10 protein-coding genes are annotated in these 13,497 nt (G+C 70.5%); 3 read left to right on the top strand and 7 right to left on the bottom strand.

The window, feature by feature from the left end:
- Positions 1 to 111: 111 nt before the first annotated feature.
- Complete coding sequence (locus tag ABT061_RS10370) at positions 112 to 468, bottom strand: hypothetical protein (RefSeq protein WP_350914890.1); 357 nt, start codon at positions 466 to 468, stop codon at positions 112 to 114.
- A 39-nt stretch (positions 469 to 507) separates the two neighbouring features.
- Between ABT061_RS10370 and ABT061_RS10365 the strand changes: the two genes are divergently transcribed.
- Positions 508 to 1,155: a site-specific integrase gene (locus ABT061_RS10365; RefSeq protein ID WP_350914888.1), complete on the top strand. Its 648-nt coding sequence runs from the start codon at positions 508 to 510 to the stop codon at positions 1,153 to 1,155.
- On the opposite strand, the gene ABT061_RS10360 is transcribed toward ABT061_RS10365, so the two are convergent.
- Complete coding sequence (locus ABT061_RS10360; protein WP_350914886.1) at positions 1,152 to 1,583, bottom strand: hypothetical protein; 432 nt, start codon at positions 1,581 to 1,583, stop codon at positions 1,152 to 1,154. The two genes, ABT061_RS10365 and ABT061_RS10360, sit on opposite strands and share 4 nt — an antisense overlap.
- 138 nt (positions 1,584 to 1,721) lie before the next feature.
- Positions 1,722 to 2,633 (bottom strand): coiled-coil domain-containing protein, encoded by a 912-nt coding sequence (locus tag ABT061_RS10355; protein WP_350914884.1) that lies wholly within the window; start codon positions 2,631 to 2,633, stop codon positions 1,722 to 1,724.
- Positions 2,634 to 3,003: 370 nt separating this feature from the next.
- Here ABT061_RS10355 and ABT061_RS10350 point away from each other — a divergent pair, with 370 nt between their 5' ends.
- The gene (locus ABT061_RS10350) at positions 3,004 to 4,437 is read left to right on the top strand and encodes an aldehyde dehydrogenase (RefSeq protein WP_350914882.1); all 1,434 of its coding nucleotides are present in this window, start codon (positions 3,004 to 3,006) and stop codon (positions 4,435 to 4,437) included.
- A 177-nt stretch (positions 4,438 to 4,614) separates the two neighbouring features.
- Here the strand turns inward: ABT061_RS10350 and ABT061_RS10345 are convergent, their stop codons facing one another.
- Genes ABT061_RS10345 through ABT061_RS10335 form a run of 3 tightly spaced genes read right to left on the bottom strand, consistent with a single transcriptional unit; the run spans position 4,615 to position 8,601 of the window.
- Positions 4,615 to 5,751, bottom strand: a complete 1,137-nt coding sequence (locus ABT061_RS10345; RefSeq protein ID WP_350914880.1) for an acetate/propionate family kinase — start codon at positions 5,749 to 5,751, stop codon at positions 4,615 to 4,617.
- Complete coding sequence (pta, locus tag ABT061_RS10340) at positions 5,748 to 7,793, bottom strand: phosphate acetyltransferase (protein WP_350914878.1); 2,046 nt, start codon at positions 7,791 to 7,793, stop codon at positions 5,748 to 5,750. Before pta ends, ABT061_RS10345 begins: the two co-directional genes overlap by 4 nt.
- A 28-nt stretch (positions 7,794 to 7,821) precedes the next feature.
- Complete coding sequence (locus ABT061_RS10335; protein WP_350914876.1) at positions 7,822 to 8,601, bottom strand: alpha/beta hydrolase; 780 nt, start codon at positions 8,599 to 8,601, stop codon at positions 7,822 to 7,824.
- A gap of 191 nt (positions 8,602 to 8,792) precedes the next feature.
- On the opposite strand from ABT061_RS10335, the gene typA reads away from it, so the two are divergent.
- Positions 8,793 to 10,646 carry a translational GTPase TypA gene (typA, locus tag ABT061_RS10330; RefSeq protein ID WP_350914874.1) on the top strand — a complete coding sequence of 618 codons (1,854 nt, stop codon included), beginning with the start codon at positions 8,793 to 8,795 and terminating at the stop codon, positions 10,644 to 10,646.
- A gap of 66 nt (positions 10,647 to 10,712) precedes the next feature.
- Here the strand turns inward: typA and ABT061_RS10325 are convergent, their stop codons facing one another.
- Positions 10,713 to 13,430 (bottom strand): helix-turn-helix transcriptional regulator, encoded by a 2,718-nt coding sequence (locus tag ABT061_RS10325; protein ID WP_350914872.1) that lies wholly within the window; start codon positions 13,428 to 13,430, stop codon positions 10,713 to 10,715.
- Positions 13,431 to 13,497: the final 67 nt, after the last annotated feature.

The following is a 13,497-nucleotide window of genomic DNA, read 5'->3' as shown; positions in this document are numbered from 1 at the left end:
GAAGAGCCGCAGCGCGGCCAGCGACCGCCCGACGCGCGGCGAGACGCCGTAGGCGGCTCGCCTTTGAAGACAAACAGATAAGTTACGTTCGATCTTGAATAGGGCTGATCATCAGGTCATCTGAACTGCGGGTTCGGCGCTGGTCCAGACGCGTTCGAAGCTGTTGAGGTAGGTCGTCGCGGTGCTGTCGCTCTCGGTGTGTGTCAGGTAGATGACGGGTGCCTCGGGGGCTCGGGTGCCGTAGGCGTGCAGGTTGACCAGCAGTTCGTCGTCTGCCCGGTAGATGGAGTTGTAGAGGACGGTGCGGTGGAGTCGGATCTCGACTCCGTCAATGTCGTGTAACGGCCGGTAGAGGGTGAGGGCGTTCTTGACGCGGGCGGCCATGACGTCGCCGCCGGTGCCTTCATCGTCTCCGCGGGCTGCCACGTGAGGGCTGTCGGGGTCGCCGAGCAGGATGCGGACCCTCACCCCGGCGGTTACTCGTTCGGTGAGGATGCACTGTGGTCGGTGGAACAGGTGAAGACCGTGGCCGGCGCCATCACACGACGCTATGAGGTCATGGTCCAGACAGCCGCCGCGCTCGGGCTGCGCCAAGGAGAGGCGTTCGGTCTGGCCGTCGATGACATCGATCTGGCGGCTGGAGTCGTTCACGTACGACGGCAGGTCAAGATGCTGAAGGACCGTCAGATGCTCTTCGCTCCGCCGAAGGGCGGGAAGTCCCGTGACGTTCCTCTGCCGGAAAGTCTTGCCCTGCGCCTCTCGGATCATCAGGTGGCCTTCCAGCCGGTCGAGATCACGTTGCCCTGGCGGGCACCGGAAGGGCCACTGCACTCGGCAGAGCCGATCTTCACGACCAGGCTGCACAGCCTGATCAACCGGACCGAGTTCAACCGCTTCGTCTGGAAGCCGACCTTGATCAAGGCGGGCATCCCGACGACTCGCGAGAACGGCTTTCACATGCTCCGCCACCACTTCGCCTCGGTGCTTCTGGAGCGGGGCGTATCCATCAAAGCCGTGGCGGACTTCCTGGGGCATGCGGATCCCGGGTTCACCCTGCGGACCTACACGCACCTGATGCCCTCCAGCGAGGAGCGCATGAGACAGGTCATCGAAGACATATGGGCGCCCTCTGGCAACGCGGCGCCGAAGTCCTAGCAGGAAGGCTTTTCGATGACGGGAGCCGGCCAGAACTGGAAGAGGAACTCCTCCCTCGGATCCGCCTCGTCGTCGGTGCGAGTGTGGGCCCGCACGTGCCAGTCCCGGCCCGGCTCCCCGAGGATCAGGAACCCGTCCTGCACGTCCGTGTAGAGCTCCGCCGCGCAGATCTCTCCGGTTTCGGACCGGAACACGCCTGAGGCGACGTCCGCCCAGAGTTCACGCCGTTCCTTGGGTACGTCGTCCCACGCCTCAAGCCGGATGCTCACGTGGTCGGTGTCCGCGGAGACATGGCAGCAGTTCGTGACCGCTCCGAACCAGCCGCCGCCCGGGAAGTCGCCGGGGTTGTAGGCGAACGTCACATCGACCACGAAGAACGTGCGGTCGTAGGCGTTCAGCTCGCAGTCGCTGCGAGAGATCAGGGGCACCGCGATCCTCCTCGGGCGAGGTTCTCCGGGCACGCGCCCGCCCCTACCTTCTATCGCGTGCCAGCTGAAGGTCATCAAGCGTGAAGTGCCCTGAAGGCCCCACATGACGAGATCACCGCAGGTCAGGGGCCCAGCAGCTCAGAACATCGAGATGTGCACGTGGTCGATGTGGTTGGCGGTGTTGCCGCCTCGGTTGGACATCATCTTCCAGCCGGCGCCGGTGCGGACGTCGTAGTACTTCTGCTGCCAGATGATGTACATGACCCCGTACTTGTTGCCGTTGTCGATGGCCCACTGGGCGAGGCGGTTGCCGCGCTCCAGGGCATCGGGGGTGGGGACGCGGCCACCGGTGCTCATCATGAAGTCGCAGGCCCGGCCGGTGCCGTGGTCGCCCGGGTCGCCGGGGCGGAGGCAGCCGTAGCCGTAGGGCATGGGGAAGGTCTGCAGCACGACGTTGCGCATGGTGACCGTGCGGGGGGTCAGGCCGCCGTTGCCCGAGGGGGTCTGGAAGCCGTACTTGGCCAGCAGTCCCTCGATCCTGACCCGCTGCCGCTTGAGGTCGGCGATGTCCTTCTTGAGCGCGACGATCTTCGCGTCGGCGGTCTTCTCCGCGGTCTTGGCCTTCTTGATGAGGCTCTTGACCCGGTTGAGCTGGGTGGCGCGGCGGCTGGCCAGGTAGGACATGGTGGCGGCCTGGCTGAGGGCCATGCTGGGGTCGCCCTGGAAGCTCAGCAGGCTGCCGTCGTCCAGGGCGCCGCCCATGTAGGCGGTCTGGGCGAAGCGCACGATGTCGGCTTCGGCGGCCACCAGGGCGCGCTTGAGGCTTTTGGCGTTGACGGTGGCCTTGCTGGCCTGGACCCGGGTCTCCTCCAGGCTCTGCACCTGGCCGCGGTAGTTCTTGTTGATCTCGGCTGCCTCCTGGGTCAGCCTCTTGAGCTCGGCCTCCGGGTTCGGCCTGGCCGCGCGGAGCGGGGCCGCCCCCGCCACGGCCGGCGACAGGAGCAGCACCGCGAGCAGGACGGCCAGAATCGCTGAGCGAGTCGGTCTCACGCTTCGCTCACCTCCGGCGCCCCCCTCTTGGACGGAGCGAAACTATAGAAGACGATCTTGAAGCTCGCCACCGGAACGGAGGAACTCGCGCACCATTGACGAACCATCTGCCCATTTAGGGTGATTTGAGTAAACATTTCCTGACGTGTCACTGGTTTAACCCTGATGAATCCTCGCACAGGGCGCCCCACCTCGCCCATTCGACAGAGACTCCGGCAGAGACTTCTGTCACCCTTGCCATCAGCGACAGAACATGATTCGGTCTCAAGCAGCGGTGGGGCTTGTGGCGCCCTTCCCTGCGGATGACACTATCCAAGCAAGCATTCGCTCAAATTGTGACTCTGGCCCGCCCACCAGGAGGCAACACATCATGCGCCAGCACGACACGCTCTTCATCGGGGGCGACTGGGTGGCCCCCGCCGGGACCGGCACCATCGACGTCATCTCCCCGCACACCGAGGAGGTCGTCGGCCGGGTCCCCGACGGCACCGCCGCCGACATGGACCGGGCGGTGGCCGCCGCCCGCCAGGCGTTCGACCACGGCCCCTGGCCCCGGATGACGATGCCCGAGCGCGCCGCCGTCCTGTCCAGGCTCGCCGAGCTCTACGCGGCCCGCCAGGGCGAGATGGCCGAGATCATCACGCTGGAGATGGGCTCCCCGATCACCTTCTCCCAGATGGCCCAGGCCCCGCAGCCGCTCGGCATGCTCCAGTACTACGCCGAGCTCGGCAAGACCTTCCCCGTCGAGGAGGAGCGCCCGGGCACGTTCGGCTCCGTGACCGTACGCCGCGAGCCGGTCGGTGTGGTGGCCGCCGTGGTCCCGTGGAACGTCCCGCAGTTCGTCATCATGATCAAGCTGGCCCCCGCCCTCCTCGCGGGCTGCACGATCGTGGTCAAGCCCGCGCCGGAGACCCCGCTCGACGCCTACCCGCTGGCCGAGATGGTCAAGGAGGCCGGCATCCCCGACGGCGTCGTCAACATCGTCGCCGCCGGACGCGAGGCGGGCGAGCACCTGGTCTCCCACCCGGGCGTGGACAAGGTCGCCTTCACCGGCTCCACCGCCGCCGGGCGCCGCATCGCGGCGATCTGCGGCGAGCAGCTCAAGCGCTGCACGCTCGAACTGGGCGGCAAGTCCGCGGCGATCATCCTGGACGACTGCGACCTGCCCTCCGCGATGGGCTTCCTGTCGATCGCCTCGCTGATGAACAACGGCCAGGCCTGCATCGCCCAGACCCGCATCCTGGCCTCGCGCAACCGCTACGACGAGGTCGTGGACGCGGTCTCGGCGATGGTGCGGGGCATGCCGGTCGGCGACCCGTCCGACCCGGCGACCGGTATCGGCCCGCTGGTCGCCAAGCGGCAGCAGGAGCGGGTGGAGGGCTACATCAAGATCGGCATCGACGAGGGTGCCAAGGCCGTCGTCGGCGGCCTCGACCGCCCCCACGACCGCGGCTGGTACGTGGCCCCGACCGTCTTCGCCGGAGCGACCAACGAGATGCGCATCGCCCGTGAGGAGATCTTCGGCCCGGTCCTGGCGGTGATCCCGTACGAGGACGAGGCCGACGCGATCCGGATCGCCAACGACAGCGACTACGGCCTGGCCGGGACGGTGTGGACCGCCGACACCGAGCACGGCATGGACGTCGCCCGCCAGGTGCGCGCCGGCACCTACGGCGTCAACCTCTACATGATCGAGACCAGCTCGCCCTTCGGCGGTTTCAAGAGCAGCGGCCTCGGCCGCGAGCTGGGCCCCGAGGGACTGTCGTCCTTCCTGGAGTACAAGTCGATCGCCCGCCTGGGCTGATCCGGAGCCTTCGGGGGGTGCCCGTAAGCCGTACGGGCACCCCCGCCGGACGTACGGCCCAGCACGCCCCCGCGACGCTGGGCAACCGCCTGACCGTCCCACGGCCCGTCGAACGACGGTCCGTGTCCCCGGATCGGTCACGGCGGATTTCGCACGTCCACCATGGGTAGACGTGCCTTATCTCCCGTTGGTTCGCGAAACCACCAGCAGAGTTTGCCTGGCGATCTCGAACTCCTCGTCCGTGGGAATCACCGCGACCCGCACACCGCCCCCGTCAGGGGAGATGATCGTGCCGCCCCGCACGTTGCGCGCCGGGTCCACGGTGATGCCGAGCGCCCCGAGACCGGCCAGCGACCGCTCCCTGACCAGCGCGGAGTTCTCCCCCACCCCTCCGGTGAAGGCGATGACGTCGACGGTGCCGAGGACCGCGTAGTAGGCGCCGACGTACTTGCGGAGCCGGTGGCAGTAGACCGACATGGCCAGCTCGGCGTCCGGGTCGCCCTCGCTCACCCGCTCCGCCACCGCGCGCATGTCGTTGTCACCGCAGAGGCCGAGCATCCCGCTGCGGCGGTTGAGCAGCACGTCGATCTCGTCGAGGGACATGCCTCCGGCACGCGCCAGATAGAGGACGATCGCCGGGTCCAGGTCGCCGCTGCGGGTGCCCATGACGAGGCCCTCCAGCGGGGTCATGCCCATGGACGTGTCCACGCACCGCCCCGCGGACACCGCCGAGGCGCTGGCCCCGTTGCCGAGATGCAGGACGATCACGTTGGCCTCCGGCCGGTCCGCGAGGAGCGCGGCCTGGCGGGAGACGTACGCGTGTGAGGTGCCGTGGAAGCCGTAGCGCCGCACGCCCAGCCGCTCGGCCACCCCCCGGTCGATCGCGTACGTCGAGGCGGCCGGGGGAATCGTCGCGTGGAAGGCGGTGTCGAAGACGGCCACCTGCGGCAGATCGGGGCGGAGCCGCCGCGCCACCTCGATGCCCATCAGGTTGGCGGGATTGTGCAGGGGGGCGAGCGGGATGAGCTCCTCGATCTTCCTGACCACCTCGTCGGTGATCAGTGTGGGCTCGGCGAAGGTCGTGCCGCCGTGCACCACCCGGTGCCCGATCGCGACGAGCTCGGGAGAGTCGAGCCCCAGCCCTTCGGCGGCGAGCAGGTCGGCGACCACCTTCAGGGCCGCCCGGTGGTCGGGCACCGGAGAGCCGAGCTCGCCGATCCGCTCCACCACTCCCGAGGCCAGGTGCTCGGCACCGCTCAGCAGCCGGTACTTCACCGAGGACGACCCGGAGTTGAGGACCAGCACCCGGCTCACAGCGTGACCTCCTGTGCCTGGATGGCGGTGATGGCGACGGTGCTCACGATGTCGTCGACCAGGGCGCCGCGTGACAGGTCGTTGACCGGCCGGCGCAGTCCCTGCAGAACCGGCCCGACCGCGACGGCCCCGGCCGAGCGCTGCACCGCCTTGTAGGTGTTGTTGCCGGTGTTCAGGTCCGGGAAGATCAGCACGGTCGCCCGGCCCGCGACCCGCGACCCGGGCAGCTTGGCCGCGGCGACGCGGGCGTCCACCGCCGCGTCGTACTGGATGGGCCCCTCGACCAGCAGGTCCGGCGCGCGCTCGGCGACCAGGGCGGTGGCGGCGCGGACCTTGTCGACGTCGGCGCCGCTGCCCGACTCGCCGGTGGAGTAGGACAGCATCGCGACCCTCGGCTCGACGCCGAAGCGCTCCGCCGTACGGGCCGAGGAGATCGCGATGTCGGCGAGTTGCTCGGCGTCCGGGTCGGGGTTGATCGCGCAGTCGCCGTAGACGAGCACCCGGTCGGCCAGGCACATGAAGAACACCGAGGAGACGATCGAGGTGCCGGGGACCGTCCTGATGATCTGGAAGGCGGGCAGGATCGTCGCGGCCGTGGTGTGCGCGGCCCCGGAGACCATGCCGTGCACGAGGCCCCGGTGCAGCATCATCGTGCCGAAGAAGTTGACGTCGGCGACCACGTCCACGGCCCGCTCGAAGGTGACGCCCTTGTGCGCCCGCAACCCGGCGTAATCCTGGGCGAACGACTCGCGCAGCGGCGAGGTCAGCGGATCGACGACGGTCACGCCCGACGGGTCGAGGCCGAGGTCGGCGATCCGCCGCCGTACCACGTCCTCCCTGCCCAGCAGGGTGATGTCGACGATGCCGCGCCGCAGCAGGATGTCCGCCGCCCGCAGGATGCGGTCCTCCTCGCCCTCGGGCAGCACGATGTGCCGCCGGTCGGCCCGCGCCCGCTCCAGCAGGGTGTGCTCGAACATCATCGGGGTGACCCGCTTCGAGCGGGTCAGCTCGATCCGGTCGGCCAGGGCGGCGGCGTCCACATGGGCCTCGAAGTGGCCCAGCGCCGTCTCGATCTTGCGGGGGTTGTCCGCGGTGAGCCGCCCCTCCAGGCCCGCCAGGATGGTCGCCACCTCGAAACTGCCCCCGTCGGCCGCGAGCACCGGCATGCTGGGCGCCAGACGGGCTGTGAGCGCCCGTACGGCCGCCGTGGGCCGCTCCCCCACGGTGAGCACGACCCCGGCCGGTCTCACCGTACCGGCCGCCTCGGCGGCCAGCGAGACCAGCAGCAGGTCCGCGCGGTCGCCCGGTGCGATCACCAGCGCGCCGTCGGCCAGGTGCTCCAGGAACACCGGGAGCGTCGCACCGCCGAACACGAATCCGAACACGTCGCGGAGCAGGCTGTCCTCGTCGCCCTGGATCAGCTCCGCCTCCACCGCCCGCATGACCTGCCCGACGGTCGGCGCCGACAGCGACGGCCGCTCGGGGATGGCGTAGCAGGGGACCGGGAGCTCACAGTCGACGACCGTGCCCTCGGGCACCCGGTTGGCGATCACCGCGAGCACGGTGCAGCCCAGGTCGGAGAAGACCTGGTAGCCGGTGCGCATCTCGGCCGCGATCTCCTCGGCGGCGTCGCCGTGCGCGCCCACCACCACGATCACCGGGGCGCCGAACTCGGCGGCCAGGCGGGCGTTGAACCCCAGCTCGCGCGGCAGGTCGTCGGTGTCGAAGTAGCTGCCGAGCACCAGCAGCGCGTCACACTCCCGCTCCAGCGTGTGGAAGCGGGCGACCAGCCGGCCGACGAGCTCCTCGACGCCCCGCTCCGCGTAGATCTCCGCGGCCTTCTCGGCGCTCACCCCCGTCACCGCCGCCGCGGGATGGTACCTGCTCCTGAGCAGGTCCAGGATGCGGTCCTCGCCGTCCCCGGTGATCGGCCGGAACACCCCCGTGCGGCCGGCCCTCCGGGTGAGCAGCTCCATCAGACCGAGCTCGACGATCTGCCTGCCGTCTCCCCGCCCGAGACCCGCCACATAGATACTCCGCATGCGCCCCGTCCCCCGCTGTAACCAACCCTCAAGAGGAGTAAACACCCTCCGGCGGACCGAAACGGGCGACGGCCCACCCACCGATGCGGCGGACCAGTTCCGGGGTGGCCGCCGACTCCGCGTGGCCGTACCCGGGCTCGACCCACAGCTCCTTCGGCTCGCTCGCGTACCCGTAGATCTGGTACGCGTGCTCGAGGGGGAAGAACGGGTCCGCGTCCCCGTGCACGACGAGCAGCGGCGCCGGTGAGATCTTCGCGGCCGCCGCGTACGGCGCCAGCGGCAACGGGTCCCACACGCCCTTCATGATCCGGGTGTTCTTGCCCAGCCGGGTGAACAGTCGCCCGACCGGCCTCTCGATCGCCCAGTGCACCTGGCGCATCGGCCGGGTCCCCCGGTAGTACCACCGCGCCGGCGCGCTCACCGACACCACCGCGTCCACCCCGCCGAGCACCCCCGCGTGCCGCAGGGCCACTGCCCCGCCCAGGGAGAACCCGACGGTCGCCACCTTGCGGTAGCCGATCGCCCGCGCGTGCCGCACCGCCGCGTCCAGGTCGAGGATCTCCAGGTCGCCCACCGTCGACAGTCCCCCCGAGCGGCCGTGCCCCCGGAAGTCGAACGCCACCACCCCGCCGAACCCGCTGAGCACGTGGGCGATGCGGCGGGTGGCGCGTTCCCTGTGCGATCCGGTGAAGCCGTGGGCCAGCACGATTCCGAGGTCGGCCGCCCCGCGCGACGGGGTGTGCGCGGCATCGATCCGCAGATTGTCCCGGGTCATGAGCATCACGGGGAACGACGGTGCGTAGGGCATGGATCCGAGCTTAGGGATCGCCCGCCCCGCAGCCGGTCACGACCGACCTCATCCGGCGTGAACAGGGGGCTCGGAGCGTGAATTGCCGCACTTCATCTGTCAGAGGCGTGAGAGCGATTGTCCGGATCAACTAAAATGGGGGAGCCGCAGGTTCCGCGGCCGCCTCCACGATCACAGAGTGAGACTCCATCATGCCTTTGAACAGCCGCGACGACCTGCGGAACATCGCGATCATCGCGCACGTCGACCACGGCAAGACCACTCTCGTGGATGCCATGCTCTGGCAGTCGGGCGCATTCCGCGTCAACCAGGACGTGGACGACCGTGTCATGGACTCCAACGACCTCGAACGCGAGAAGGGCATCACCATTCTCGCGAAGAACACCGCGGTCAAGCACGGCGGTATGACGCTCAACATCATCGACACCCCCGGCCACGCCGACTTCGGCGGCGAGGTCGAGCGGGGTCTGTCCATGGTCGACGGCGTGGTGCTGCTGGTCGACGCCTCCGAGGGCCCGCTGCCGCAGACCCGGTTCGTGCTGCGCAAGGCGTTCGCCGCCAAGATGCCGGTCATCCTGTGCATCAACAAGGTCGACCGCCCCGACGCCCGGATCAAGGAGGTCGTGGACGAGGTCTACGAGCTCTTCATCGACCTGGACGCCACCGAGGAGCAGATCGACTTCCCGATCGTCTACGCCTCGGCCAAGGCCGGCCGCGCCTCGCTCAACCGTCCCGAGGACGCCGCCATGCCGGACTCCGAGGACCTGGAGCCGCTGTTCGAGGTGATCAAGAACACCATCCCGGCGCCGACGTACGACCCGACGGCCCCGCTGCAGGCGCACGTCACCAACCTCGACGCCTCCTCCTACCTGGGCAGGATCGCGCTCTGCCGCGTCCACCAGGGCACCATCAGGAAGGGCCAGCAGGTCGCCTGGTGCCGCACCGACGGCACCATCCAGCGAGTGAAGATCACCGAGCTGCTGATGACCGACGCGCTGGAGCGCAAGCCCGCCGAGGAGGCGGGTCCCGGTGACATCATCGCGATCGCCGGCATCCCGGACATCATGATCGGCGAGACCCTCGCCGACCCCGACGACCCGCGCCCGCTGCCCCTCATCACGGTCGACGAGCCCGCGATCTCCATGACCATCGGCACCAACACCTCGCCGCTGGTCGGCAGGGTCAAGGGTTCCAAGGTCACCGCCCGCATGGTCAAGGACCGGCTGGACAAGGAGCTCGTCGGCAACGTGTCGCTGCGCGTCCTGCCGACCGACCGCCCCGACGCCTGGGAGGTGCAGGGCCGCGGCGAGCTGGCGCTGGCCATCCTGGTCGAGCAGATGCGCCGCGAGGGCTACGAGCTGACCGTCGGCAAGCCGCAGGTCGTCACCAAGCTCATCGACGGCAAGGTCCACGAGCCGGTCGAGCGGGTGACCATCGACTGCCCGGAGGAGTACCTCGGGGCGATCACCCAGCTGCTGGCCGTCCGCAAGGGCCGCATGGAGCACATGACCAACCACGGCACCGGCTGGATCCGGATGGAGTTCGTGGTCCCGGCCCGCGGCCTGATCGGCTTCCGCACCGAGTTCCTGACCGAGACCCGCGGCACCGGCATCGTGAACCACGTGTTCGAGAACTACGAGCCGTGGTTCGGTGAGCTGCGCACCCGCAACAACGGCTCGCTGGTGGCCGACCGGCCGGGCCCGGTGACCCCGTTCGCCATGCTGAACCTGCAGGAGCGCGGCGTGCTGTTCGTCCAGCCGACCACCGAGGTCTACGAGGGCATGATCGTCGGTGAGAACTCGCGCTCCGACGACATGGATGTGAACATCACCAAGGAGAAGAAGCTCACCAACATGCGCTCCTCGACGAGCGACACGACGGAGACGCTGATCCCGCCGCGCCAGCTCTCGCTGGAGCAGGCGCTGGAGTTCATCCGCGAGGACGAGTGCGTGGAGATCACGCCGGAGAACGTGCGCATCCGCAAGGTCGTCCTCGACGCCTCGACCCGCGCCAGGACCACCGCCCGCGCCAAGCGCGCCAACTGATCGCCACCGGCCCTGTCCGGCCCGCGTCACCACGCGGGCCGGGCCTGGTCGGGGCCCGCGGTACCGTCACCCGCCGCCCTCCCGGTCCGGTGACAGCGGGAGTACGGCGCCGAGTTGCCGGCGGCTGTGGACGCCCAGCTTGTGGTAGGCCCTCCCCAGCAGGTTGGTCACGGTACGTACCGAGACGCCGAGGTTCGCGGCTATGGCGGAGTCGCTGAGCCCCGCCGCCGCCAGCTCGCACATCTCCCGCTCCCTGCTGGTCAGGGCCGTAGAGCCCGCGAAGGACGGGGGCCACGGGGGACGGTGGCCGTCACAGCGTTCGACGAGGTCGTCGAGGCGCCGTCGTGCCGCGTGGCCGCCGCCGGGCGCCGCACTCGCGGCCTCCAGGGCCAGCCCCAGATAGCCGAGCTCGGCGAACCGGTCGGCGATGCCGCGCAGCACCGCACCGTCGCGCGCGGTCAGCGCCTCGGCGTGGTCGGCGAAGAGTTCGAAGAGCGGGCTGTCGCAGGCGCCCGCGGCCTCCCGAAGGCGGGCCGCGGCCCTGGACGACGGGCGGAGACGGACGTGGTAGTAGGCGCACTCGACCCCGGTGGTGAGCCGCGAGTCGCGTAGGTAGCGGTCGGCGAGCCGGTTGGCGAGATCGGTGGCGTGGGCCAGCCGGCCGGAGTGGGCGAGCAACCGGATCCGGCTGAACTCCAGCCTGTCGCGCAGTCCCAGATCGCCGGGTATCAGCTCGCGGAGCCGGTCCAGCTCCTGGAACGCCTCCTGCGAGCGTCCGAGGGCGGCGACGCACACGGCGTACTCGCAGCCGATGAAGACCCGCATCGGAAACGGTACGTGCTCGTCGACCAGCGCTCGCGCCTCCCGCAACGGGGCGAGCGCCCGCCGTGGCGAGCCCGCCCACAGCCGGCAGTGACCCCGCACGTGCCCGACGATGGCGACTTCCGACGGCTCCGCGCGTCGTACGGCCTCCTCGTAGTAGGTGTCGACGAGGAGAAGCGCCTCGCGGAGCCGGCCCGCCAGGACGAGCGCGTGAACGTGGCAGGCCGCGGCCGAGCCCCGCATGGCGGGCCACCGCGCCGGCAGTCTCAGCGGCCCCCGGTCGAAGTCCTCCGCCGCCCGCGCCGGCCTGCCGCGGAAGGTGAGCCGGTAGGCCCGCAGGACCGTGGCGGCATCGGCGACCAACGGGTTCAACGGGCCGCGGGCGGGGGGCGTGGGCGGCTCGGTCTCGGACGCGGTCCCGGCGAGGGGCGCCGTGGTTCCGGTGAGCGGGGTGGCTCTGGTGAAGAGCGCGAGTCCGAGTTCGGCCACGCGGAGGTCGGCGGATCGTTCCGTGCCCGGATGGTGTGCCATCGTCTCGTGCGCGTCGTCGGGCCGGCTGAGCCCCCAGAACAGGTTCAGCGAGCGCAGCGCCACCGTCTCGGCGGTGCCTCCCCCGTGGTCGGCCAGCAGGCGCTCGCCGTCCGCCGCCCGCCCCTGGGCGATCAGCGCCTGGCCCCGGAGGACCGCGCCCGGCGCGCCGGGGACGTGACGGGCGAGACTCTCGGCGAGCACGGGGTCGCCCGAGGCGAGCGCGCGCCCACCCGCCACCAGCGCCTGTGACGCCGGGACGTCGAGGTCGGCCTCCAGTCGCCAGAGCACCGCCGCCGGGTCGCCGGGGTCGGGCACACCCGCCTCGCCCGCGGCGGTCACCAGCTCCCGGTATCTCTGCCTTCGCCGCAGGGGTCCGATCCCGGCGAGCAGGGCCTGCCGGTGAAGCGGATGGGACATGGTGACCTCGTCCGTTCCCCCGCGTGGGGTGAGGGTGATGACGGCCCGATGCGCCAGCTCCCCGACGATCGCGGGTCCGGCCAGGTGCTCGGCCGTCGCCCGGGGGAGGGACCCCGTCAGTGCGACGTATTCCAGCGCCCTCGTCTCCCCCGCACCGAGCGTGGCGAGGTCGGCCGCGACGAGCTCGTGCAGGCGGGGGTGGCCGCCGGGAGACCCGCGCCAGGACCAGACCTCGCGCGATCGCGCGAGGTCCCCGGTTTCGAGGCCGATGCCGACGACGCGCCGGAGCAGCAGCGGGTTCCCGCGGGTGATCCGCCACAGCACGTCGGCGGTGAGCCCGTCGACCGGCCCTTCCATGACGTCGGCGAGCAGGTGGAGGACGACGGCACGGGAGAGGTTCGCCACGGGCAGTACGACCAGCGGTCCCCTGCCGCACACCCGGGCGAGGGGGCCGTCGAGAGGCGCCCCGGAGCGCGCGGTGAGAAGCAGCGTGACGCCCCCGGTCCTGACGAGGTCGCCCACGACGGCGGCCGAGGCCGCGTCGAGCTGGTCGACGTCGTCGATGCCGAGCACGATCCGCCGGGCCGGATCCCCACCCCCCGCCCCTTCCAGGGCGGCGTCGTGAACGTCACCCGGGACGCCCCTCGGAACACCGTCGCGAGCACCGTCGCGAACACCGGCCAGCAGGCCGGAGACGACGGAAAGCCCGGAAGGGGAGCCGGTGGAACCACCGGAGACGCGCAGGGCGGCGATCCCCACCCCGGAGATGTCCCGGGTGGCCTCGGTCGCGGCGCCCCGGATGATCAGGGTTCCCGTCGCGGCGGACAGGTCGAGGACGAGGTCCGCGAGGCGGGTCTTGCCCACCCCGGGCTCACCGGTGAGGAGCACCCCCGATCCCGGGGACATCGCCAGCGCCGCGAGGATCTCGCGCACCTCCTCCTCCCGGCCGGCCGTGGGCCATCCCCCGCCGGCGACGGCCCCAAGGGCGTCGAAGGCTCCGGAACCGTCGATCATGACCTCCGGATGTCCGGGCCTGCTCCCGTCTGGCCGATTTCCCGCCGATCGGTCCCCGCGCCGGTTC

This window comes from Streptosporangium sp. NPDC002544, from assembly GCF_040295965.1.
Lineage (GTDB): Bacteria > Actinomycetota > Actinomycetes > Streptosporangiales > Streptosporangiaceae > Streptosporangium.
Note: the sequence above shows the minus strand (reverse complement) of the source record. Positions and strands in the feature narration are given on the sequence as shown.